Source organism: Arcicella rigui (assembly GCF_034929435.1).
Taxonomy (GTDB): domain Bacteria; phylum Bacteroidota; class Bacteroidia; order Cytophagales; family Spirosomataceae; genus Arcicella; species Arcicella rigui.
Genome location: NZ_JAYFUM010000024.1, coordinates 67,746 through 94,189, shown reverse-complemented (window position 1 = coordinate 94,189; position 26,444 = coordinate 67,746). Strand labels below are relative to the sequence as shown.

24 protein-coding genes are annotated in these 26,444 nt (G+C 30.9%); all 24 read right to left on the bottom strand.

All coding sequences use genetic code 11. The annotated features are described in order from the left end of the window. Positions 1–132 precede the first annotated feature (132 nt). The gene (locus VB248_RS18675; protein WP_323298341.1) at positions 133–888 is read right to left on the bottom strand and encodes an FkbM family methyltransferase; all 756 of its coding nucleotides are present in this window, start codon (positions 886–888) and stop codon (positions 133–135) included. Positions 889–923: 35 nt separating this feature from the next. Beyond that, positions 924–1,733 carry a glycosyltransferase family 2 protein gene (locus VB248_RS18670; RefSeq protein WP_323298340.1) on the bottom strand — a complete coding sequence of 270 codons (810 nt, stop codon included), beginning with the start codon at positions 1,731–1,733 and terminating at the stop codon, positions 924–926. Then, positions 1,730–2,785, bottom strand: a complete 1,056-nt coding sequence (locus VB248_RS18665; RefSeq protein ID WP_323298339.1) for a hypothetical protein — start codon at positions 2,783–2,785, stop codon at positions 1,730–1,732. The genes VB248_RS18670 and VB248_RS18665 overlap by 4 nt, the downstream gene beginning before the upstream one ends. Next, the gene (locus tag VB248_RS18660) at positions 2,782–3,801 is read right to left on the bottom strand and encodes a GNAT family N-acetyltransferase (protein ID WP_323298338.1); all 1,020 of its coding nucleotides are present in this window, start codon (positions 3,799–3,801) and stop codon (positions 2,782–2,784) included. The genes VB248_RS18665 and VB248_RS18660 overlap by 4 nt, the downstream gene beginning before the upstream one ends. Positions 3,802–3,924: 123 nt before the next feature. Further along, positions 3,925–4,326 (bottom strand): GNAT family N-acetyltransferase, encoded by a 402-nt coding sequence (locus VB248_RS22625; protein ID WP_407652918.1) that lies wholly within the window; start codon positions 4,324–4,326, stop codon positions 3,925–3,927. Positions 4,327–4,352: 26 nt separating this feature from the next. Then, positions 4,353–4,946, bottom strand: coding sequence for a hypothetical protein (locus tag VB248_RS18655; protein ID WP_323298337.1), 594 nt, complete (start codon positions 4,944–4,946; stop codon positions 4,353–4,355). A gap of 158 nt (positions 4,947–5,104) precedes the next feature. After that, positions 5,105–6,076, bottom strand: coding sequence for a sugar transferase (locus tag VB248_RS18650; RefSeq protein ID WP_323298336.1), 972 nt, complete (start codon positions 6,074–6,076; stop codon positions 5,105–5,107). Between the two features lie 4 nt (positions 6,077–6,080). Continuing rightward, positions 6,081–7,874: an asparagine synthase (glutamine-hydrolyzing) gene (gene asnB, locus VB248_RS18645; protein WP_323298335.1), complete on the bottom strand. Its 1,794-nt coding sequence runs from the start codon at positions 7,872–7,874 to the stop codon at positions 6,081–6,083. 26 nt (positions 7,875–7,900) lie between these two features. Further along, on the bottom strand, positions 7,901–9,061 hold the full coding sequence (locus VB248_RS18640) for a glycosyltransferase family 4 protein (protein ID WP_323298334.1): 1,161 nt from the start codon (positions 9,059–9,061) through the stop codon (positions 7,901–7,903). Between the two features lie 97 nt (positions 9,062–9,158). After that, entirely contained in the window at positions 9,159–9,974 is an 816-nt protein-coding gene (locus VB248_RS18635) for a glycosyltransferase family 2 protein (RefSeq protein ID WP_323298333.1), read from the bottom strand. Continuing rightward, entirely contained in the window at positions 9,964–10,644 is a 681-nt protein-coding gene (locus tag VB248_RS18630) for a CatB-related O-acetyltransferase (protein WP_323298332.1), read from the bottom strand. Before VB248_RS18630 ends, VB248_RS18635 begins: the two co-directional genes overlap by 11 nt. Then, a complete protein-coding gene (locus VB248_RS18625) occupies positions 10,644–11,792 on the bottom strand; it encodes a glycosyltransferase (RefSeq protein WP_323298331.1) in 1,149 nt (382 codons plus the stop codon). The genes VB248_RS18630 and VB248_RS18625 overlap by 1 nt, the downstream gene beginning before the upstream one ends. A gap of 164 nt (positions 11,793–11,956) precedes the next feature. After that, positions 11,957–13,234 carry an ABC transporter ATP-binding protein gene (locus VB248_RS18620; RefSeq protein ID WP_323298330.1) on the bottom strand — a complete coding sequence of 426 codons (1,278 nt, stop codon included), beginning with the start codon at positions 13,232–13,234 and terminating at the stop codon, positions 11,957–11,959. Positions 13,235–13,240: 6 nt separating this feature from the next. Further along, on the bottom strand, positions 13,241–14,092 hold the full coding sequence (locus VB248_RS18615; protein WP_323298329.1) for an ABC transporter permease: 852 nt from the start codon (positions 14,090–14,092) through the stop codon (positions 13,241–13,243). Between the two features lie 28 nt (positions 14,093–14,120). Next, entirely contained in the window at positions 14,121–15,113 is a 993-nt protein-coding gene (locus VB248_RS18610) for an SDR family oxidoreductase (protein ID WP_323298328.1), read from the bottom strand. A gap of 52 nt (positions 15,114–15,165) precedes the next feature. Next, the gene (locus VB248_RS18605) at positions 15,166–16,128 is read right to left on the bottom strand and encodes a Gfo/Idh/MocA family protein (RefSeq protein WP_323298327.1); all 963 of its coding nucleotides are present in this window, start codon (positions 16,126–16,128) and stop codon (positions 15,166–15,168) included. 47 nt (positions 16,129–16,175) lie between these two features. Beyond that, on the bottom strand, positions 16,176–16,748 hold the full coding sequence (locus VB248_RS18600; RefSeq protein ID WP_323298326.1) for an acyltransferase: 573 nt from the start codon (positions 16,746–16,748) through the stop codon (positions 16,176–16,178). A gap of 2 nt (positions 16,749–16,750) precedes the next feature. Further along, a complete protein-coding gene (locus VB248_RS18595) occupies positions 16,751–17,893 on the bottom strand; it encodes a DegT/DnrJ/EryC1/StrS family aminotransferase (protein WP_323298325.1) in 1,143 nt (380 codons plus the stop codon). A 25-nt stretch (positions 17,894–17,918) separates the two neighbouring features. Beyond that, positions 17,919–18,974, bottom strand: a complete 1,056-nt coding sequence (locus VB248_RS18590) for a sugar transferase (protein WP_323298324.1) — start codon at positions 18,972–18,974, stop codon at positions 17,919–17,921. Positions 18,975–19,045: 71 nt separating this feature from the next. Further along, on the bottom strand, positions 19,046–20,326 hold the full coding sequence (locus VB248_RS18585) for a nucleotide sugar dehydrogenase (protein WP_323298323.1): 1,281 nt from the start codon (positions 20,324–20,326) through the stop codon (positions 19,046–19,048). A 4-nt stretch (positions 20,327–20,330) separates the two neighbouring features. Further along, positions 20,331–22,733, bottom strand: a complete 2,403-nt coding sequence (locus tag VB248_RS18580; RefSeq protein ID WP_323298322.1) for a GumC family protein — start codon at positions 22,731–22,733, stop codon at positions 20,331–20,333. A gap of 54 nt (positions 22,734–22,787) precedes the next feature. Further along, on the bottom strand, positions 22,788–23,648 hold the full coding sequence (locus VB248_RS18575) for a polysaccharide biosynthesis/export family protein (protein ID WP_323298321.1): 861 nt from the start codon (positions 23,646–23,648) through the stop codon (positions 22,788–22,790). Positions 23,649–23,695: 47 nt separating this feature from the next. Further along, entirely contained in the window at positions 23,696–24,190 is a 495-nt protein-coding gene (locus tag VB248_RS18570) for a UpxY family transcription antiterminator (RefSeq protein ID WP_323298320.1), read from the bottom strand. Positions 24,191–24,651: 461 nt separating this feature from the next. Further along, positions 24,652–26,130, bottom strand: coding sequence for a capsule assembly Wzi family protein (locus tag VB248_RS18565; protein ID WP_323298319.1), 1,479 nt, complete (start codon positions 26,128–26,130; stop codon positions 24,652–24,654). Between the last annotated feature and the right edge of the window lie 314 nt (positions 26,131–26,444).

Genomic DNA, 26,444 nt, shown 5'->3' with positions numbered 1-26,444 from the left:
TATCTTTTGGCAAACTACCAAAAATGTTTGTTAAATGGTTGGAATAAATAAATGATAATGGACGGATGAAATACTTAAAATTTAATTAACTTAATTTCTTTCTCGTCATTTTCAACTTACTTATTTTAAAGTTTAAGTTTTCAATAAATCAAATAATAGATTTTCGCCTTTGATTGTAAGGCTAAAATCATACTTTACTAAAGCACTAAAAATAGACTTTGAAGTACCTTTCTTAAATCTATCATGGGTTTCAATAATAATTGTATTTACAAAAGGTAACCATTCATCATGCCCCAGCTCAAACAGTTCTTTTTCAGAACCTTCTATATCAATCTTCAATATATCAATTCTATCTAAATCAAATGAAGTAATAATTTCTTTAATGCTAATTCCCTTAATCGTAGATTCTGTTGGATGGTCGACTGCCTTTACCACAAAACCCCATTCGCCCATGTTTAAATCAACCACTTCTAAGTTTGTTGAAGTGTTCCAAATTCCAGCTTTAATGCACATAATATCAGGATATGATTCTGTATTTTTCAATAACATCTCATAATTCCCACTATCAGGTTCAATGGCTATTATTATTGCATTGGGAAATTTGTTTTTAAAATAAATGGCAGAAAGCCCAATATTTGCACCACAATCAATAATTACTTTAGGTTGTTTTGAGAAAGAGAAATTATATTCCTCGCTATAAAATACTTGCAAGAATGTAGCATAATCTGTACTGTTATTTCTCAAATAAATTGGAGATTTTTGTTTATTCAGATAAAATTTTAATAAAGGCTTTTTACTAAAAAATACATTTGTGGTTAAAAAGAAACCTTCGATTCCAAATTTTTTATAGTGTTTATATGCTTTTGTCAAATATTTAGTTTTTCTCATATTTATGAATCTGTGCTTATCACAAATACAATTTATTAAAATAGACTTTTAATTTTTTCTATATAAAAAATGGTACGTTCAACAAACTCGAATAAAAGCTTAGTAGCTGTATAGTTCTTGATTCTATTCATTTGAATAATACCTGTTCCATATCTGTCATAATCGACCAGTATATTTGATGGAACTATGGCTTCCAAAACTAAACGCCTTTCTGTATTCAAAAACTCTTTGGAAGAGTTACTAATCCCATTCATATCAAAAAGGCTTACATTAATGTCTTTATATACTACTTCTTCATTGTGCAGGCCGATTGCAATTAAATACCATTTCCAGTCCGATACAATTTTCAAAGATTCATCGTAATATCCATATTTCTCGAATAAACTCCGACGTATGTAAGCGGAAGAATGGTTCAATGTACCTCTATAAAAAGTGAAAAATGTTGGTTGTTTATTGCTGATACCATTATCAATTATACATTTTCCACTGGGTAATATTTTCAACATATTTCCTATCAACACACTTGTTTCAGGCATTCTGTATAGCATCCTTTCCGTAACATCTTCTTGAACAAGACAATCTCCTGAATTCAAAAACTGACAATAATCTCCTTTGGCAGCTTTTATTCCCTTGTTCATAGCCTGATAAATACCGTTATCAGGTTCACTTATCCAATAACTAATTTTATCTTCAAATGCTTTGATAACTTCTACACTTCCATCCGTTGAGCCCCCATCAATTAGTATATACTCAATGTCATTGGAGGTTTGTTTAATAACGCTTTCAATGGTTTTGTATAGTCCTGTGGCATTGTTGAAATTTATAGTAATAATGGATAGTTTCATTTAAAGTCAAAGCTTTTTTTTGAAAAATACAGTTCATTTTTTTGTTTATCTACTTGCCCTCTGGCAGTATAGAATACGTAAAGCATATCATTTTTTATAAACCCGGTAGGTTTATAAAAGCAGAATTGCTGAGAAACATGAACATTCAATAATGGAATACGATGTGTCTTGAAGTTTATATAATCATCTGATATGCTGAACATAATATTATCGCCCCATTCCGCCACAGATAGCATATACAACTTATTTTTATGCTCAATTAAGTCAAAATGCCAAATATCATGCTTGAGTGGTTTTGGAATAAATAAAAGCTTTCCCAAAAACTTTTTTTGTTTAAATTTATCGACGGTAAAAGTTAATGGTACACTGGTTGTCCTTATTTGTTTGAAATTTGGTGTTTCTAAAGATGTACCTTCCCAAGTGGCAATACCTATATTTTTTCTTACAGGCTTATATTGATAGTGTACAGCATAGAAAAGATATTTATTCTCTCTTTTAATTAAAATGGGGCTTTGTTCTGTATCATGGTTTGGTTCTTTATGTGAGAGAAAAACCTGTGGCTCACTAAAAGATTTTCCATCCAAAGTATAAACTCCAACGGTAGCCATCAATGCACCTATTTTATCACAAAGCGGTGTGAAGCATTCACGCCAAAAAACCCACAGTTTACCATCTTCAAAATATATATTAGGATCAGAATTATATCCTTTTGAAGGGGTTTCTCTTACTATGGCGATTGGTGTCCAATTTATTGGTTCAACCTCATCTTCTGAATAGTACAATATTGGGTTTTCTAACGCACTGCTACGCCCATAATAAGGAGACTGTACCATCCACCATTTATGCCCTAAAAAGCCTGAAGCAATATATCTAATACAAGGATGTAAGCAATCATTCCTATACTTTTCGGAATTAGGTGTCTGAATATCAACAGTTATACCTTTCGGCATTTTCTGTTTGGGATAAAAAAAGTACAGATATGAACTGATAAATAGTAGCAAAAAAATTAGTCCTATTATCAACGTTATTGACAATGAAAAGTCTAATTTCATACTAAATCAAGTGTTTTAATGCACTTTTTAACCATACTTTTTATAAAGGATTTAGAGGTAAGTTTAGGAAGAATGATATTTATCAAATAATGTTTAATCTGGATAATTGGTGTTCTAAATAATGTAGTAGAATACAACTGTACTCTCTGAGCAAGAAAACGTTTTTTATAGAAATTGTTTCCCCAAAGCAGATGAAATTGTTTTCCTTCTAATTCTATACATCTTTGTATCGTTAAAAAAAGGCAAGTATGACCAACGCTATACTTGTCAAAGTCGGGGTCACTCGAAATCGTCTGCATAAAATAATGGTCACCTATCTTATAGGTGATTAAGCCTGCTACAATAAGATTATTTATTTCTAAAACAGTTACAAATCCGTAATTGGAGACAAAATTTAATATATTCTTCTCATAGTCTTCATTTATTCCTGAAATGATATTCTTATTTGACATTCGAGAATGGTTCATTTTAATAATTTGCTTAATTACTTTGTCAGGAATTTCTTCTTTTTCATAAACTCTGAAATCATAATTTAAAAAAGCTTTTTTCAGATTATTTACCCTTCTTTTAGATTGTTGCCTCATATTAGGGCTAAGTTTCAGCAAATAGTCTGAGACAGAAATGGGTAAGGGAATAATGTAATTTTCATCGTAAGGGTTACATACTAAATTAATATTCTCATTTCTATTAAAAGGATTAAGTAAATGTTTAAGAGAAATTTTCTTGACATTCTGAAAATCTGAAAATATTAAATTAGCGAGTAAATGAAGATACTTTGTATCCAAATAAAACAACCTGTTTAGTATATATGCTTCCTTATCATGCTCGTTAATATAAAATACAATTAAATGGACTAACTTTCCTTCATCATGAATCGTTATTAAATTAAATTGTTTGCCATCAAAAAACGTTTCAAAGTATTCAAATGTAGAGAATGGGTTATTATAAATCTGTCGTATTTGAATTTTATGCTCTTCTGAAATATCATGAAAGTAATTTTTTATATTAACATTCATTAATTTAATGGTTTCAAATAATCTAAGTCTGGATTCGTACTCTTGCCAACTCTATTAAGATTTTAATTGCGAATTTCGTTATTGTAAAGTTTAACCATCATATTAAAATCTTACAGTTTTACATCAAGACACTTTCAATAATAAATTCTTTAAGTAACGTTTAATGTTTCGTTTAAGAGTAGTGTATCTGTACCTTGGTAAAATATCATATTTAAAAACATAAATATATTTAGCAACAGAACTTCTCATGATTGTAGTAGAATGAAGTTGATTGGCAACAGCCAGAAAGCGACCTTTATAAAAACCAGTACCCCAAAGCATGTGAAATTCTTTACCTTTCAGTTCTATACACTTTTGAATTGTTAAATACATACATGTATGGGCGACGTTGTATTTATCGTAATCAGGATTATTCGATATTAAATGTGCAAAGAATCTATTTTCTATATAATATGTTGCCATACCGGCTAATACTTCTCCGTTTACTTCTATTGTGGTTAGAAAGCCGAACCTTTTTACAAGAATTAATATATTTCTCGCTTCTTTATCATCTACAGCTGAAATCTTTTTTTTTTTTGCATTCTAAGTGTCTTCATATCTACAAGCTGATAAAACATCGCATCCGAAATATCACTTTTCTCATAAGTATTAAACGAAAACTGACCAATATTTCGATTGATTTTTGATATATAACTCTTTGTTTGCTTTCTCATGTGATAGCTTAATAGCAATAGATATTCAGCACACGAATTTGGTAATTGAATAATATAATCTTCATCCAATAATTTATTATATTTTGGATAATTCGATTTTCCTAATGATGGGTTTAGTAAATGATCAAACTGAATTTTTTTTATGATAGATTCCTTCATCAATAGATAGTCTGATACAAAGTTGATATACTTAGTATTTAAATCAATCATTCTATTTAAAACATATATGACATTGTCCTTGTAATCTATTTTTATGATTAATAAATGTACTAACTTATCGTCTTCAAAAATAGATAGACATTTTAATTCATCTATGTTAAAATACGTTTCATAATATTCATAAGTACAATATGGGTTTTTGTATAATTCTATAAATTTTTCTCTTAAGTATTCTGAATCTTCACCCGAAATATGTTCTACTATTGTAAGCATTGATGTATATATAATATATTAATGTTGTTATCAATTTTGAAAAATTAAAACTATGGTTACATCTCAGCTTTAAGGCTTTTGAGAAGAGATTTTATAGCTTCCTTCATCGGTAATGTTTGAATTATTGACAAAAATGCTACTTGTTTCAGCAAGATGATTTAGGAAAAAACTTTCCGTTTAATTACAAATACATTTTTACCTCCTATAATCCGACTCAATCTGTTAATAATCTTCTGCCACAACGGCCGTTTTAGGCTACAATTAGCACTATAAAAGGCATTAATAATTCGTTTGTCTTCATACAGAATATCAAGAAATTTTATATCTTCATTCTCATTTAAACCTCTATTTCTTAATGACAAATTGGGTTTACAATTTTCTCCTGTACCATCGAGACCTATATTATCAACATAAGACACTGTTGGTACAATCGAAACAGCATGGTTTTCAAAATGAGCTACTGTAAATTGAATTGACCAAATATTTAACTTTCCACTTTGTTGAGATTCTAACATTGGATACACATCATCACCCCTTCGGTTAAAAGCATCTTGTAATGGCTGGTTTTTTGAAATAACCTTAAAATTAGATACAGACCAATCTACTTGATTCCATCTATCTTCCCACGTGGCCCATCCCCATGAACCATTCCGTAAACTGGCATACACATCATAATCATAATCATCGGGGATTGGCATCTTATTCGGAGGTAAATTATATCCACTTATTGAAAATACAGACATCCTTTTTTGATAGTAGTCTAATGCTTTGTTCATATAGGTTAAAAATGCCGTGGATGTAATGAGGTCATCCTCCATAACGATTACCTTACCATGTTGTTTAATAACCTCTGAAACACCATTTTTTATTGACTCTGCAAGCCCTTTATTTTTGTCACTTTCTATTATTACGACTTTTTTACACCACTGTTGCTTTCTTATAACGCTTCTTACTTCACTAACTTGGATTATTGTTTCATGAGAAGCATTTTCTTTCAGCCCATCGCTATATATATAGAGAGTACTCTCACTGGCTAACTTGTTATTGTATAATGCATTAAGAGTTAGTTCTGTATGCTTTGGACGGTTATAAACAAAAAGAACTATTGGAGCTAATTTCAATAAAGACATCCTTCTATTTTTTTAGAGTTAGAGTCAATAACCTATCCGTTAAAACTGAATTATAAAACTTCGATTCTGATTTAAAAAACGTATAGTTATAGTTGTTAACTACATCTTGTATAAAACTATTTGGAGGGGTAAATCCTCGTTTAGTGGCATATAAAATATAATCTGGTACGACTCCACTGAGTATTTCTTTTAAAAAAATCTTAGGATGATTTTTTTTATATTTTATTTCTAAAGGTAATGAAGAGACAAAATCAACCAGTTTATAATCAAGGAATGGAGAACGAATCTCAATTGAGTTTCCCATGCCTTCTCGGTCAGATAAATAGAGATAGGCCATCGTCATTGTATATGAAAATAAGAACTCATACACAGAATCTATCTCTTTCCCATTTTCGCAAAGATCAAAAGAGAAGTTAGCTTGTATGTCTTTGAGCATAAAACTTTCCTCCCCAAAATCAAAACTACCCGAATTTACAAATTGTCTAAAATCATCATACATCCAACTTCCTATGGAACTTTCTGCAATTTTATAAGGATAACCTGCGTACAAAATATGTTTCCAATTTTTCAAAAGAAAATCAAGAAACATTTTCTTTTTATTAATACCTTTCCAAGGAAATAGGTTCTGATGTTGTTTGTGCAAAGACATTGATTCTGCCAAATTATTCCAGTATCCATAACCATAGAATAATTCATCTCCTCCCATACCACCAAGTAATACTTTAAAACCTAAACTTTTAACCTTTTTATACAATGCCCATTGTGCCAATGCAGCACTATCTGTAATAGGCTCATCAATGTACTGTGTAAACTCTTCAAAACATTCATTAAAATCAGTTTCGTCGAGTTCAACTTCATGATAAATGAATCCTTTTTCTTTGGCAAAACGCTTTGCAACATCTCTTTCATCTACGCTGTGTTTGCCTTTATAACCAGCAGTTATAGTATGTACTTCTCTTCCTGTATCTTTAGCTAAGGCTGCAATTGCACTTGAATCTACCCCCCCACTTAGCATTACTGCTACTGGCACGTCACTCCTTAAACATAAATCTACTGATTCTCTCATTAGTCGAAGAGTCTCAGATTTAGCTTCTTGCACACTACCTACAAACCTACTGGCTAAATTCCTTTTCCAGTAAGTAAATTTTTGTAGGCCCGAATCATCAACTAAGATATATTGGCCGGGTTCAATTCGCTTAATTTGCTCAATATATGTATCTTTTTTACTGGTTGGTGCAGTGTATCTGATGGGAGCTAACAGTTGCTCTAAATTAATTTGTGGCTTCGCTATATAATATTTCAGTATTGCCTTCAATTCAGTACTTACCACTACTCCACTCGGAATTTCGGCAAAATATAAGCTTTTCTCTCCAACACGATCTCTTGCCGCAAAAAGTTGGTTTTCATGAGTATCCCATAAACAAAACGCAAACATACCACGTAAATGCTCTAAGCACTTTACTCCATATTCTTCATAGAGATGCAAAATAGTTTCAGAATCACTTTCTGAATTGAATACGTGTCCTTTATCTTGTAAATCTCTCTTTAACTCGATATAATTGTATATTTCTCCGTTACAAATTAATACCAATGATTTATCTTCATTGAACAATGGTTGTTTACCTTTCTCTATTCCAATGATTGATAGCCTAACTTGTGCCATGCCGCATTTTTCATCATACCAAATACCTCGATCATCCGGACCTCGATAATGCATTTCTTCATTCATTAGGATGAGCCTCTCCTGGTCTGCTTTGGAGATTTCTGTATATCTAAAAACAGCTGATATTCCACACATAAATAGTAAATATTTGTATTTTAAATTCAAATATTTGATTGGTAAATCAAATTATGAATGACTTGGTAGATGGCTTGTGTGTTCTGAGAAGAAGAGAAATTTTCTTTCGCATAATTGAAGGCTATTTCACCCATTCTATCTAACTCTGAGGGCTTGTCTAAATAATAAGCAAGATTTTGAGCTAATTCTTCAGCGTCGTTTAATTTGTATAAAAAACCATTTACTCCACTTTTAATAATTTCTTCATTAGCCCCAGATTTACTGGCTATAACGGGCATTTTATGAAGCATATATTCAATACTGACTCTTCCAAATGCTTCATCACGAGATGGCATTATGCCTAAATTCATTCCAACGAGTAATTTGTTTACATTTTTCTGATGACCATAAAGGATAACATTACTTTTTAATCCCTGTTGGTTTATGTATAGCTCAAGTTCTTCTAAGTAAAGTTTCTTAGCTGTCCCAATCAGATGTAAGCGAACGTTTGATTTTCCTTTTTCTTTTAATATTTTAATTGCTTCTAAAATATTAAATTGATTTTTTTGCTCACATAATAATCCTACACAACATATATTGATATTTTCATCAAACATATTATTGATTCGCTTATACTCTAAATCAATGCTTATTCCATTATATATTCTCTTGACTTTTTCATCGGGTAATAAATCATTGAATGCTTTATTAATAAAATCTGAAATAACAATGTACTGGTTTGCCGCTACTTTTAAAATTTTTTTGGAAAGCTTTAGTCCTAATGAAAACCTTAAATTAATTTGCTCCATTGCTTCTCTAATGTGCCAAATATGAGGGCATTGTAGTTTTTTACTCAAAAAATAACCTACATTTATGGTAATTGAATTGCTGTAAACCAAGTCTATTCCATCATTTTTTACAAGTCTTGCCAATCTTGGAACTCGCATTAAATTAATAATTTGTTTCCTAAAATTTAGAAGCATTTGAAAAATTCCAGTATCTGCGTTAACCCACCAATAAAAATGGGAAATATAATACTTTATATCATTGTCTTCTAAAAAATCACATATTGGCCCATGGCTTGGCACTAATACTACCGGAGAAATATTATAGTCGTTTTTTAGCTCTAAAATAAGTTTACATAGAGATTGATTAGCTCCATACATACCGTTATAATGAGTAATAAAAAGTATTTTAATATTATTCATTGATATAATAAAGTTTAACGGAACTTTTCACTTTACTTTCAAAAGGTATTAAAATCTGATTTTTTACACCTTTAATTATTTCAGCACTCAAAAGTGACTATCTTTTTTTAGAAAAATACAATGCAAAACGATAGAGAAATAGAACAGGTATGTACAATATTTTTTTTGATTTCAACCAGTATAGTGGAGCTAAACTCTTTTGTTCATTCGACCAATATTCATAATCTGGGATAAACTTTTGCAATATAGGTTGAGAGCAAACATCGAATATTTCTTTCTTATAAGCTTCGGAGTTATTTTCAGTAGAAGAAATTCCTTCCAGATTATATTCACATACGATCTCGTTTATTTTTTCTGTACTGCAATTGTTTAATATAATTGTACGTATCCAAAATTCCCAATCAGAATTATATCGAAAATCTTCACGATAAAGCCCAAACCTTAAGAACATTTCCTTTTTTATAAAAGTAGATTGATGATTGATACTACCTTTAAAATAAGTTTGAAAAGTATGAATTTCAGGCGGGTTAGTTATATGAATAACCTCTCCTTTCCGTGATATAGCACATCGTCCACATAAAAAATCAGCTTTGTGTTCATTCATGAATATCTTTTCAAGAACAGTACTATCATATAGAAAATCTCCTGAATTTAAAAACAACAAATACTTCCCATTAGCCAGAGCAATACCTTTATTCATTGCGTGATAAACGCCATTATCTTTTTCACTTACCCAATAATTAATTTTATTTTTATTTTCAATAATCACTTCAACACTTTCATCCGATGAGCCTCCATCAATTATTATATATTCAAAATCATTAAAAGTTTGAGAAATAACACTCTCAATTGTTTTACGCAAGCCAATCTTATTATTAAAATTAATGGTTATTATTGAAAGCTTATTTTTCATATTTTTTAATAAAAGACTCAATATCAAAGAACATTTTTTCTACTTCTATAAGCTCTTCATTAGGGAAGTTCCACCATTTAATTTTAAGTAATGCCTCAATTTGATCTTGAGAAAATCTGTATTTAATGACTTTTATTGGACAACCAACTGCAATTGCATAAGGTGGTATATCTTTAGAAACAACTGCTCCTGCACCAATTACAGCACCATGCCCAATAGTCACTCCATCTAAAACTGTAACATTTGCACCAATAAAGACATCATTTCCGATATTTATTCTTTTACGTTCTTCTATTTTATCAGTTACTGAAAACGTAAAACCATTTTGTTTTTTTGTTGAATAGAACATCGGGGCTGTACTCAATCCATCTATTGGATGTATTCCCCATCCACAAAAAAAATTAGGCCCAATTGAACAAAACTTGCCAATACTAGCGTCTGAAATAAACGAATTTATATCTATGTAAGTAAACTTTCCAACGCAGATGTTATGTAACTGGTAAGGAGAGTTTATTTTTGACTTTTCTGAAACAACTGATGATGATGACGAATAATCAGTTAAATTATTCCAGTTTATTTGTCTTTTCAGGATAGATAACTCAGGAATAAAGAATTTCAGAAGAGTAAAAAAGAATATTCTAATTTTTTTTATTATTCTAATTTTCATCATTACGAATTAAAATTATAGAATCTCTTTAAAAAACTAAATAAATGTGGCAACCGTTTTTTGTAGGTATAATTTTCTATAGTCTTTTGTTGACCTGCTTTTGCTATTTTTTCCCTTAGTGTCTCGTTCCTCAATAAAAATTTTACTTTATCGTATGCTTCTTCATAAGAGGTATAAGTAACAATCTCTTTATCTGGTATAAAAATTTCTGAAATATTTGTTTTCCAATCCGTTAACATACACGAGCCAACCCCTGTTATTTCATACAATCGTACATTGGCTGCAAAATTGATATGGTCTCCGTGCATATTAATGCTAATTTTAGAATCATGTAAAAATTGATACATTTCCAAACCAAATACAGGACCAGTATTTGCTTTAGAAATACGCCATAATCCCAAATAGTTCGATAAATCTTTTCTCTTTATCAGTCGCTTTAATTGTCCTTTTGATGTTAAACTATAATCTCTTTCTGTTCCAAATTCTGACCTAACCTCTATGTCTATACGTTTTGTCAAATACTTTAATAATTCGTATCTATAATCATGCATTTTGGCATAAATTGAACCTGAAAAACCTACGTTATATTGTTGTGTACTTTTAAGGGTAATTCGGTCGAGTATTGATTCATCGAAACAAAAATTCAATGTGTAGGTTTCTTTATTATTTTTTTTATAATAATCACTTATATAATCTGAGCAAGTAACTATTAAATCATAACCTTTGTATAAGTCAACATTCATTCTATTCATTCCATCGTAACCAACGATAACCATTTCATGATTGACTACACTCTTAATCTGTAAGATAATCTCTTGAGTAAATAATTCAGGGGGGTATAATACACAAATATTGGGTTTGAACGATTTTATTTGCTCTATTACTATTTCAATTTGCCAATTTATATATATTTTTTTATTCACATCCCAAGATTTTTGTAACCATTCACAATTATGAACCGTTTCAAAAATATCTACATCACTATTATTAATATTAGTTGACCATGAAAAAATCCATGGGAATCCATCTCTAATTAAAGCATACTGAAGCTCAAAAAAAGTCATATTTTTAAGTTCAATATTAGTATGATAAAATTTATCTAAATAGTTATCATAGGCAGGAAATGCCTTGTATATCTTTAAATTTTTCAACCTTACATAAATTAAAATGAAATCAACTATATATTCGAGAGCAATATATGATTCTCTCAGAACAGTATTGATAAAGCTCTAAATACTAAGACATTAAGTTGATTAATTATTATTTTTTGATGAGATAATAAAATAACTGGATAGTATAAGGGGAATACTATATTTTATGAAATTATCTTAAATGAATGATCAGTAAAAAATATACTACTATTATCAATTACACCACTACCAAAAAAATCTCCTTCTTCAACATCAAATACAAAAACATGTTCTATCCAATCTAAAATATTAATACGATCTGAGATAAAAGCTCTTATTGTATATCTACCGGGGTTTAGTGGTAATCTTTTTATGATATATTGGATTGTTGTGGTATTATTTGTAATTCTTATCCTTTGACCTAAAAAATCATTACTCAATTGAAGAATTTTATCACCACTTAAATTACATATATTAAGAGAGATTCCTACATCTGAAATATTTACATTTTTTAGCATACGAGTTAAGACAACCTCTATAACAAATTCTTCCCCACAGCTTATGGATGTAGTATCTTGTCCAGACTTACCCTTAAGAGTACATTTAGTAATCCTTACGCTACCATTTCCTGTTCTATCACTTCTACTTCCCAAGTCTAATTTAACTTTTTCTTCATTGTCCAATTCATAAGCATTGATTACCTTCGATATATCACCAGACATAGAAACACATCCATTTTTCAATAAGAGGCCAGTAGTACATAATTTTTTAATACTCATCATATTATGACTTACAAATAAAACTGTTCTACCATCTTTTTGACTAACATCCTGCATTTTCCCTATTGCTTTTTTCTGAAATTCGGCATCTCCTACGGCCAGTACTTCATCCACCACCAATATTTCAGGTTCAAGGTGAGCTGCTACGGCAAAGCCTAAACGAACAGTCATGCCGCTTGAATAGCGTTTTACAGGAGTATCTATATAACGTTCACAACCAGAAAAATCAATAATTTCATCAAGTTTTGAGCGAATTTCATTTTTTGTCATTCCTAAAATTGCTCCATTTAAGAAAATATTTTCTCTTCCCGAAAGTTCAGGGTGAAAACCTGTTCCTACTTCTAAAAGACTCCCAATTCTTCCATTATAGCTTATACTACCAGTAGTAGGGCCAGTCACCTTAGAAAGAATTTTTAGTAAAGTAGATTTTCCAGCCCCGTTTTTCCCGATTACACCTAATACCTCTCCGGGCATTACTTCAAAATTGATGTCTTTTAATGCCCAAGCAAAGTCACTCTTTGATTTGGTACTTCTATCATTAGTTTCACCAATCTTTAAAAAGGGGTCTTCTTTTCCTTGTATCGAATGCCACCAGCGTTTAAAATCGTTTCTTATTGTTCCTGTTCCAATTGCCCCAAGTCTATATTGTTTGGATAGGTTTTCTACTTTTATTATTGGTTTCATAATTTTCTATACAACATCCATAAAATTTTTCTCTGTATAATTAAATACAAGCAACCCCACAACAAAAGAAACAGCCATGAATACAGCGGAATACCCTAACAACTCCCAAGAAAAAGTACCTGTTCCAAAAAAACCATATTTAAGTGTCTCAAGTACCCCTGTCATTGGATTGACTAACATAAATATGCGATATTTAGAAGGTATTGCTGAAAGTGGCAAAATAACTGGCGTAGCATACATTAATAATTGTACTCCAAACTCAACAAGATACTGTAAATCACGATACTTTGTGGTCAGAGCGGATATCAGCATACCTAAACCTAAACCCAATAAGCCCATTATTATAATCAAAAATGGAAGGAGTAAAAGAGTAATATTTGGTTTGAGCGGATATCCAATAAATAGAAAATAAGCATAAATTATAAGAAAGAGTATAAATCCAATACCAAATTGAATCAAGTTACTGATTATTATAGAGATTGGAGTTATAGCTCTTGGGAAATATACTTTCCCGAATAAGCTCGCATTAACCGTAAATGTGTTGGAAGTGGTTCTTAGGCAATTTGAGAAATAATTCCAACCAGTTACTCCTAATAAATAAAATAAAACAGGTGGCATTCCTCCTGTTGATAATTTTGCCATTCCTCCAAATACAATAGCAAGCACTATTGTTTGAAATATTGGCTGTATAAAAAACCAAAGAGGACCTAATATTGTCTGTTTGTATTTTGCAACAAAATCTCTTTGCACAAAAAGTATTAAAAGGTCTCTATATTGCCAAATTTCATTCAGTCTTAATCTGAATAATGTATCTTTTGGCTTTATTGAGTTTTCATATTCTAAATTCTGATTAGTCATTTTTTATGCTTTAGTTGATAAACTTCCTTCAAGGTGTAACTAACTTTAAATTAGCATTCCAGTACCATTCAATAGTTTTTTGCAGACCTTCTTTTACGTCGTATTGAGGTACATAACCCAGTAGTTTTTTTGCTTTTTCGACCGATGCAAAAGAATGAGGTATATCACCTAAGCGTGGTACTGTGTAACGAATATCAATATCTGTGATTAATGGGTCGTATTCAGATAGAAAGTTTTTAATATGAGCTACTAAGTGATTTAAAGTAATTTTTCCACCATAAGCAATATTATATATTGTATTAAGTGCTTCTTTATTTTCTGTTGAGAGTGCTAAAATATTAGCTTGAATAACATTGTCAATATATGTGAAATCACGAGAAAATTCTCCATTTCCATTGATAATAGGAGATTCATGATTAATAAGTTGTAATACAAACTTGGGAATAACAGCTGCATAAGGGCCATTGGGGTCTTGCTTACGTCCGAAAACATTAAAATAACGCAACCCAATTGTATCTAACCCATAAGATTTTTGAAAAACATCCGCATATAATTCGTTTACATATTTTGTCACAGCATAGGGAGATAATGGTTTGCCAATCACCTCTTCTATTTTAGGCATATTAGGTGAATCTCCATAAGTTGATGAACTGCATGCGTAAACAAAACGCTTAACCTTTGCCTCTTTGGCAGCTACCAACATATTTAAAAATCCTGAAACATTTACAGCGTTAGTTGTTAAAGGATCAGCCATAGATCTCGGCACAGACCCCAATGCAGCTTGATGTAAAACATATTCAACCCCGTCAACCGCTTTTTTACAATCAGCAAAGTTTCTTATATCACCTTCAATTAATTCAAAGTTAGGTTTTGAGATGAGCTGTTCAATATTTTTATGCTTTCCAGTGGCAAAATTATCTAAACATACAACCTTGTTGTTTAAGTTTAAAAGAGCCTCGCATAAATTTGACCCTATAAATCCTGCTCCTCCTGTTACTAAAACTTTACTATTCTGAATCATTTTGTTGATTACTTAAGTAATATGTCAATTTATATATTCCAAGTTGATATTTTTAAACGAAAACTTTCTTTAAGTCTCTGTTAATAAAAGGGTGTGTTTCATCTTTTGTAGCTTGAGATATTACAGTATTTCTAATTTGATACACAATGTCAATTGAAGGGTAAGCATCTTTTAACCCAAATCCCTTTCCTAATAAGATTTTTTCATAAGTCTCAGTGTGTAGATCCGTAAAGCCATCACTAAATTCAATCTGTTCACCCTCCATAACCATTGAGCGAAAAGTTCTCTTGTTTGTGAGTTTTACCTCGTCTGGTAATGTCTCATACTGAGTACTCAAAAACCATCGTACACGAGCCTTTTCAAGTTCCAAATAGCCTGCGGCTTTTTTATCTTGATGTAAATGCACAATATTATTTTTAGGTTTTCCAAATATCCAAGTCAGCATATCAAAAAAGTGTACCCCTATATTGGTTGCTATTCCCCCAGACTTACTTATATCTCCTTTCCAACTTGAGTTATACCAATTACCACGAGATGTAATGTATGTTAAATCAATATCATAAATTTTCCCAGAAATATCAGAATCAATTCGCTTTTTAAGTTCAATGATACTCGGGTGAAGCCGTAGTTGAAGTATATTATAAACATTCTTACCTGATTCCTCTTCTATTTGGGATAATGAATCAATATTCCAAGGATTTAAAACGAGAGGTTTTTCACAAATAACATTAGCCCCACTTCTTAAACCAAATCTAATATGTGAATCGTGAAGATAATTGGGACTACAAATACTAACATAATCCACTCCTCGATATTCTCGTCTTAATTTATCTATATGGCGATCAAAACGTTCAAACTCAGTAAAGTAATGTGCTTCTGGAAAATACGAATCAAGTATTCCTACCGAATCAAACTTATCAAAGGCAGCAACTAATTGATTTCCAGTGTCTTTTATTGCTTTTAAATGACGGGGGGCAATAAACCCTGCTGCTCCAATTAATGCAAAAGTTTTCATATTGTGCAAATGTTTAATGTGTTGAATATACTATCAGGAATTCTTTTTTAAACCACAGTAACTTTCCCATCGGATAGCTTATATACTTGACCACTTTCAATGCAATTTGCCATTCCTTCCTCATTAAACTTGAGACGTTGCCCGTATTCGCTTACCCACCCAATTTGCTTCGCTGGGTTTCCAACAACTAATGCAAATGGAGCTACATATTTAGTTACAACAGCACCTGCTCCAATAAAAGCATATTCGCCTATGTCATTTCCACACACTATTGTTGCATTTGCTCCTATACTTGCCCCCTTTCCTACATGAGTTTTCATATACTGGTCTTTTCGGTTAATGGCACTTCGAGGATTTATTACATTGGTAAATACCATTGATGGTCCTAAAAAAACATCATCAGCACAGGTTACGCCAGTGTATATCGACACATTATTTTGCACCTTGACATTATTTCCAAGCACTACCTGAGGAGATATGACTACATTCTGTCCAATATTACATGATTTGCCAATTGTACAGTTATTCATTATATGACTAAAATGCCAAATTTTTGTATGCTCTCCGATGACACATGGTGAATCAATAACTGCAGTAGGATGAATAAATATATTGTCCATTTTTAATTAAAATAAGCTCTGATTGTTTTAGTAATATATTGTAATTCCGCCTCGGTTAATTCAGTGTGCATTGGTAATGAAATTACTCGTTGACATAAATCTTCTGTAACCGATAAATCGCCTACTGTTCTGCCTATATCATAAAATGCTTTTTGACGATTTAAAGGTATTGGATAATAAACCATACTTGGAATTCCTTTACGACTCAAATATTCTTTAAAATCATCTCTTGATTTAGCTGGAACTTTCAATGTGTATTGATGAAAAGCATGGGTTGATTTTTTTGTTCGAAATGGAATTTCAATGGCATCAATGCCCTTTAATTCTCTATCATAGTAATTGGCGGCTTCCTGACGATTATATATATACGTGTTTAGATGCGAAAGCTTTTCATTTAGAATTGTAGCTTGAATCGTATCTAATCTTGAATTGATACCAATAACATCATGGATATATTTTTTTTCTTGTCCATGATTAGCAATCATTCTTGCTTTACGGGCTAAATCTGAATTATTGGTATAAATCGCTCCACCATCTCCATAACAACCTAAGTTTTTTGATGGGAAAAAAGAAGTAGTTCCAAAATCTCCCATCGCCCCAGCACTTACTGCTTTGCCATTATCAAAAATATATTTTGCTCCGATTGCTTGTGCTGTATCTTCAACGATGGCAATTTCGTTGGCATAACAGTGTGATACAATTCCCTCCATTTCGGCACACTGTCCAAAAAGATGAACAGGTACTACTAATTTTGTTTTTTCAGTAATTGCTTCTAAAACTAACTCACTATTAATATTAAAAGTAAATGGGTCAACATCAATCATAACTGGCGTTAAACCTAAAAGTCCAATAACCTCAGCTGTAGCTACATAGGTAAATGCAGGAATAATAACTTCATCTCCCGGTTTTAACCCTAAAGCCATTATACTTATTTGTAAAGCATCAGTCCCATTTCCACAAGAAACTACATGTTTGACATCTAAATACTTAGCCAAAGAGCTTTCAAAATGCCCTACTTGTGGTCCTTTTATAAAATTAGTATTATCTATACAATTTTGAATTGCGGAGTCAATAGCTGGTTTGATTTTAAAATATTGCTTTTTTAAATCAACCATTTGAATTTTTTCGGAGAATTGGTCTTCCATTTTAACTAATCTTACAGTTATTATTTTATTTGCTTCGTACTCTATTTATAAAAATATTTTTGATGATTTTAATAAAGTATTCTAAATCCGTTCGAAAAGGATTATTTTGGTAGGCTTTTAAATAAGTTAACTCCGACTGAATAATCTCTTCAAAGGTTTTGGGCATATCTGCATAAAATGGGGGAAGTAGCCCAGGTTTTGTTTTAACTCTTAATGATTTTAATGATGCTGGATAAAGATTAAAATAATGTTGGCTTATTGGCCTAACACCAATTAATTTTATATCCCCTTTAATAAGATTAATTATCATTGGAAGCTCATCAATCCAATATTTACGAATAAATTTTCCCCCTGTACTTACCCTAAAATCATCCTTGAACTTCCCACCAATATCTAATCCGTGATTCAGATAGATATATTCTTGTACATATTCTGCATAAGGGTGCATTGAACGAAGTTTATACACTGTAATTTGCTCTTCATTTTTCCCCATCCTCAACATTTTGAACAATATACCCTCACTTGGTTGAGCTTTTATTAAACTTGGATTATACGCTGGATTGACTTTAGCAACAATGATAGTTTCTTCATTATTATCATGCAATGATATAATATTAAATCCCTGATAAATCAACCTTCCCATTATTTCAGACTTTGACATATCTATCGGTAAATTTAATAATCTACTAATCTTCCGAAACCCTTTTATCTTGGGAATTACTCTTCGAATAAAGAAATGTAACGGGTAGTAAATTTTAACTAAACCATGAGGTAATATGGTTTGGAGCTTAGATTTAACATTTTCGGCTGTTACAATTTTAAATGCAATAAAATAATTATTATTAAGCCTTTGATGTACATTCCTAAAGATTTCATTCGGATTATGTCTCTTCAAAAGGTTATTACCTATGTAAATATTTTTAGCATCAATATAACACTTATTATTAGCGATTTCTTCAACCTGAATTGTTCTCCAATCAAGGGGAGATGCAAACTGGTAAAGAAAATGTGGGATACTATTCTCGTAGAAAGTGTTTTCAACTAATGAGCAATTAGTGTTATCAAAATCGAAGGAGTCCAAAATATTGACTGTAAAAGGAGATCAAAGAACTAACTTATTTAACTGTATTGCTAAATGTTTTAATAGGTTATTTATAACCTCATGTCAACCAGTTCTCTATTAAAAATTGATTTTAAATCAAATATTACAGACTGATTGTCTTTCTTTAAATCATTCAGATTTAATTCTAAAAATTGCTCATGAGCAACAGCAACTATTATCCCATCATATCCATCTACATTTAGAGTTGAAGTAAGTGTAACACCATATTCTTGTTTCACATCATTAGGTGTTGCCCATGGGTCGTAAACATCTACTTCCAAACCAAAATCTTTTAGTTCATGATAAATATCCACGACTTTTGTATTTCTGATATCAGGACAATTTTCTTTAAAGGTTATACCTAATATCAACACTTTACAAAACTGCAACTTTAAACCATTTGTAATGAGCTTTTTAAGGATTTTCTTTGCTACAAATCCTCCCATTGCATCATTTACTAAACGTCCTGAGGAAATAACTTGGGGTGTGTAACCTAAGCTTTGAGCTTTGTAAACTAAATAATATGGATCTACACCGATACAATGACCACCTACTAAACCAGGCTTAAAATTCAAAAAATTCCATTTTGTTCCTGCAGCTTCAAGTACATCAGATGTATCTAAGCCCATTCTGTCAAACATCAATGCTAACTCATTAACAAAGGAAATATTAATATCTCTTTGTGCATTTTCGATTGCTTTTGCAGCCTCAGCCACTTTAATAGAGGGTGCTCTGTAAGTACCTCCAGTGATAATTGAACTATATAACGTATTTACAAATTCTGCTATTTCAGGAGTTGAGCCAGAAGTTATTTTACAAATTTTTGTTAAAGTACGTTCTTTATCTCCTGGGTTGATACGCTCAGGGGAATATCCACAGAAAAAATCGGTATTAAATTTCAACTTACTAACTTTCTCCAAAACAGGGACACAATCCTCTTCTGTACAGCCCGGATATACAGTAGATTCATAAATTACAATATCACCTACCTTCAGTAGCTCTCCAACTAATGTTGATGCTTTTACCAAATAACTTAAATCGGGTTTATTGAACTCATCAATCGGCGTTGGTACCGTAACAATAAATACATTACAGTTCTTTAAATCCTCAGAGGATGAGGTAAATAATAATTTAGTTGATAATAGAATATCTTCTGCTCTGGTTTCCAAAGTTATATCAAATCCATTTCTCAACTGTAGAATACGCTCTTGATTTATATCAAAGCCAACAGTGGGATATTTACTGCCAAATTCTACTGCAAGAGGAAGACCAACATAACCTAACCCAATTACACCTATTTTTAAATTTTGTAAAACATTTAATTCACACATATTTCTATTTCTTTTTATACTTTTTGGAAAAAAAATAATTCAACCATTTATACTTATTCTTATCTTTATTAAAGCCATAGCCGTAACCATAGCCATAGCCATAACCATAGCCGTAGCCGTAACCTGATGACTTTTTATAATTTACGGCATTGAAAATCAAGTTGAGCGATTTGAATACCTTTTGTTTATTCAAATCTGAAATAAATGGCATTACAGACTTATGGGTAAACTCATGTCTTATTACGAAAAAACTAACGTCAGCAACAGTTGCTAAAAGACTTGCATCCGTCACTAAGCCTAAGGGGGCAGTATCAATTAATATATAGTCATAAGTTGCTCTAAGTACTTCAAATAATTCAGCAATTTTACCATTAGAAATCAATTCGGATGGATTGGGAGGAATTGGACCACAAGGTATTATATAAAGATTTTCAAATTTAGTCTCTCTTATAATTTCATTTACGTCAGCTTTTCCAATAAGAAAAGTAGAAATACCATTCGTATCGTTAGAATTTAAATCAATATCACGAAGTAAGTGACTTATATCCTTGGGTTTGCGTAAGTCTAATTGAACTACAATAACTTTTTTATTTAATAAGGCTAATGATAAAGCAATATTTAATGTTACAAAACTTTTACCTTCTCCACTTGAGAATGATGTAAAAAGAAAAGTACTCGCAATGTTACTATTAGGATTAGGTACTAAATATTGTAAATTAGAACGAATCATTCTAATTTGCTCTCCAATAAAGCTACGGTTATTGATATTAATAATTCCATCTATAATTCCATTTTTACTTTCATCATTAGAGAAGCTAATTTCGCCAAATACTTTTATTCCTGATTTGCGTTCAACTTCTTTTTTGGATTGAACAGTAATGGTTAATAGCTCTTTTAGAGTTATAAAGGCAAATGGGATAATTAAACCAATTAACAGTGCCAGTTGATATATATTTTTCTTATTAGGTGCTATTGGGCCACCAGTTGAATATGGTACGTCAATTACTCGACTATCTGTAACCGTAGAGGCATACGACAAAGCTGTTTCCTCTCTTTTCTGTAATAATAATAGATATAAATTCTCTTTGATTCCAGCTTGTCTTTTAATACCAACAAATTCTCTTTCTTTGCGTGGAATAGCAGAGATAGATCCTTCAAGACGAGTATTTAAAGCAAGTAAATTAGCTCGGTTTATAGCAATATTTCGCTTTTGATTATTTAAATTTTCTCGAATTGCCTGCCTTATATTACGCATTTGATTGTTGAGGGTAATTAAAGCCTGATTTTCGGGTTGTACACTACGAGCTAACTTTGATCTTTCTGATTCTAATTGAGCATATTGTGCAATATATCCACTTAAAACCTGATCATTTAGCATTAGTGTTGCAGGGACAACATCATTGGCATCACTATTATTCAAATAGTGATCTACCTCAGTTAATATTTTTGCTTGTATATCTAATTCATTTAGTTTAGCATCATTTTCTCCTACTTTCCCCAAAAATATACTTGCCTCAGAACTTAAATCAGAAACTCCCTGTGCACGGCGGTATTGTTCAACATCCTGTTCAACATCGCCCAATTCATTAGTTACTAATTTTAGGCGTTCTTCAATAAATCTTAATGTATTAGCTGATTCCCTATTTTTATCCTCTAATGAAGTAAATTCATATTCTCCTAATATTTTGTTTAAAATTGCTTTGCCTTTATCTTTTAATGCTATGTCTATACTTAATGAAATAAATGAGGCCTTATTATTCAGCGGTGATACTTGAATATCATTCAATAAACTTGAAATTAAATCCTCTCTTGAATGAAGTACTATTTTAATAGGTATTTTAAAGGGTTTTATCTCACTATTCCTAAATACCCTAAATTTTCCGTATGGGCTATTTAATAACTGACTGTAGCCAAATACACCTATTTCTTCATGTTCTGTATTCAACAAGATATATTGGCTTTCGGAAAGATATTTGATGTAAAATGGATTACTATAAGCAAAATCATTTAAATCTTTCATATTTACTTTAACAGGGCTATCATGAAAAAGCTCTACATCTCGGAATTTTTTCTCTTGCCAATAACTAACTGTTAAGTCTAATGCATCTATAACTCTACCTATCAACAACCTTGATTTGAAAATTTCTATTTCATTATCAATCTGCTTAGTTCCTACTGCTGCCAATTCTTCTACTATATCACTTCCATTATTCTTAGCTTTATCATCTTTAATTAACAAAGTAGCAGTTACCCTATAAATGGGCGTATATTGTTTCAAATAAATATAAGCTCCAATATAACCAAGAGACATTGTTAAAAGAAACCAATACCAATTTCGTAGGTACTTAAATAAGAATCCAATAAAATCAAAATCATCTTCTTCTTTAAAAATAGTATTTTCACTCATAAAATATAATTTTGATACTTATTTTTTATAATGTATTTATAACGATATAAACTATTATTTCAAAAGATTGACTAAGAGGGTTAGAAGCGTAGCAACACTTACAAATAGAGGTAAACGTTGGAATGCTAATGGAGCTGGTGGTACTTGCTTAAATGGTCTTTCAGGTACGAATTTACTATCTGTTGGTTCAACGTAAATAATATCGTTATTCTTTAAATAAAAGTAGGGTGATAAAAAAACAGACCTATCTCTTAGATTTACAATATTGATTTCTCTTTTATTATCTACATTTCTAATTATTACAATACTGTCTCTTTTAGCAAACATTGATAAGTCTCCTGCTAAAGCAATGGCATCCAAAATTGTGGTTTTATCATCAAGCAAATTAAAAGTACCTACTGAGCCGACTTCTCCTAATACTGAAAATTTATGGTTCATAAACCGAATATTGACCACGGGAGACTTTATTATTTTAACCAATTGAGTGGCTATAATTTCCTCTGCTTTTTTAAGGCTTACTCCTCCAAGAGCTAATTTTCCGATAATTGGTATATTTACAAAACCTAAAGAATCTACAACATAACCTAAAGGTTGTGCTCCACCCCCAATTTTACCAGAAAAACTGGAAATAGGAAGTGTATTAATATTAGTTAGGTTTATCGCTTCGTTTGATTCAACATTTAGACTACTAACCATAATCCCTAAAATATCATCTTTTTGAATTAGAGATACTTTAGGTTCTTTAATATCAAGATATACAGGGAAAGTATCATCTTTTGACTTAAAATAGGAAAATTTACCAGGAGGAACTCTTTGAGCTGGTTTACATGATACCATCAGAAATATGGTTACTAAAAAGATAGAACTGACAATTATTCGAGATTTCATTGTACTGGTACGAAATTTATAATTCATTTCTTTTGAGTTTCAATCGGGATTATTACCTAATGATAAATACTATATTAAACAGAAGACTGTTTCTGAATCTTACTCTTTGTTAAATCGATTGAAATATACATATCCAAAGAATCTATTTTAACCATGATTTTTTTTCCCTGATAACTCAGTACTATCGCTTCTTTGCCTTCAAATACTCCTGAGTTTATAAGAATAGATTCATTGATTTTAAATGTCTCTACTTTTATTAAATTATGATTAAAGCTATTTAGTAATTCTCGAATAGTATCAATCTCCTTTTGTTGGACTACAGCAGGCTTATTTAACCAAAATAAATACCGTACAACTCCCGGGATAGTAAATACTTTAGCTCTATCTTTTTCATCCAGATTCACAAAACAAAAAGATTTAAAAAGAGGTACTTCCACTACTTTTATCCTATCTGACCATTTACGTTCAGTACGAATAGTTGGACAATAGACATCAATATTAATTGCAGAAAGTCGTTCTGCTACTTTCTTTTCATTATTTGACTTTGTATATAAAACAAACCAAGGCATATTAAGATGGTGTAAGTATTATACTATTTTGGTTATGGCTTCGCCTTTTCAGTCCCATATTTGAAACATTCCCAAAACCTTGTTAAATTATTTTTACGTTCAAACTATGAAAAATTAAGGCTACTCTGTCTATATTCTTTGGCAGTTTTTATCTTAAAAATGTCATATAGTATCTTTGAACTTTTACAAAGTACTCTATTTATGTAAATACGTTAAAATTTACTCGGTAAAATACATTTGATTATCGACCAATGACCATATTGCATAATTATTAGTGCGGAATAAGCTCCATAGTCAAAAAAAATGTTTAAAGCTTTCGTCATATCAAACATTTTAGAATACTCAACAATAAGGATTCATAAATTTGAACTAAACAAAAAAAGCTACCTTGTAGTAAGGTAGCTTCAATTATGACACTTATTATTGACAAGTAATTGGCTTGATTATAGCAAAACTTAAATTCATAAACTACGCTTTACCATCAATATAAAACCTAAATTACTATTCAGTAAACCTGAATTATCATAGCCAATATTTGTGCTAACAAAGTATTTTTTAACTGGTACAACAATTTGTTGTTGAATTGATAGCTGTTTTACAGCTATTGGAGTATAAGTGTAGTTTCCTAAATTATCACTCAACGAAATACGTGTTCTCAATCCTATTGTCTTAATTTTTGATTCAATACCGATTGTAAGTGCCCTTACTCTATTATTGAGTATATAGTTTGGGCTAATTTTAGATATATTATTATTAAATAAATTCAAAAGGTATGCAGAATCTTTAATAGGCATCAAAAATGGAGAACCTATTATATTTCCCTTATATGCCCATCCATCTTTGTACGTAACGTTATTAAAATAATCATTTTGTCTTTTATGTTCAACGATTGTAGTTAGCTTGTAAGCTGACGAAATACCCTGATTAGTTGTATTTAAGTATTCAAAATTAACCTTAATGATTCCGTTTATTACTTGTTTTCTATTAATAGAAACTCCATAAACGCCATCTGATATTTTATACAATGTTGATATATTTCCTTTATCATAAGGATACTGTTTGTAAAAAAGAATATTGGCCAATTGTTCATTATACTCTACTGCAAAATCAATTGTACCTATATGATTTGCTAAACGCCCTCCATCGTCCACAATGAAACTTTTATCACTCCCAATTGGAGATATACCACTCAAAACATACCAATAAGTCTTTAAGTTACTTGGATAGTCTGTAATAATCTGATTTGTTCCTTTTTGAATAAAGGGATTTGTAGGTTTACCTCCCCATTGAGCTTGATGATTAATACCAACATGAACATTCATATTCCAAGAAGGCTTACCAATTTTAACATACAAACTTTTTTGATGTAAAAGAATATTTTGGGTAGAATCGGCTGAGCCCATTACCCCGTGTGAAAAACTTCCTTTAATTGAGATTAACTTATTTTTAAAAATTGGCACGTAATTCGGAATAGATATCTGAACTTTAGGTATTGGAAGAGCATTACCAGACCATATAAAAGTGCCTGCACTAAGTGTTGTGTCGGTAATTCCAAAAACCTCTCTCTTTCTACCTATGTAAAATTCGGCTGATTTAAATTTAGTTTTGAAATATATTTCTGATAAGATAAATTGATTTGAATTTCCAGCATTAATTACTCCTCTGATTTTATACCCATAAGTCAATCGACTTAATTTGATATTTTTAAAATCATTTTGATGATACTCTTTTTCTAACTGAGCTCTAAGTGAGAATACATTAGATTGGATAGGAATTTCACCATATTGATTTGAACGTAACCAAAAAGGCATACTATTATTAGTAGAAATATATGTAGCAGCTTCTACTTGAGCATTAACCTTTTTAAGCGTATCCTGAGAAAATAAATATTCTGCATTGAAGATTATAACAAAGACCGCAAATAGTAGAATATTTTTCATAACCTATAGAAATTATTATTTAAGGAATTTAAAAATTGTAGCTATTTTATTTATGGGGACAATTCTAATCTTGAGCAAATCAGAGTTTATTTACTGAGAATTAAGAGTAAATTTTTTGATTAACATTTATCTACTTAGAGAATAGCAATTAAAATGTCCATAGACTTAAAACGATAAAACAATTTAGCTCATTTGCTTTCGTAAATGAGCTAAATACAATTGGCTGTGTGTTAAGGTAATAAATGTAAAAATATAGATGCAGCCCTATCAAAATACTAAAATGTCTTTTTGATACATCTGCCTAATTCTATTTA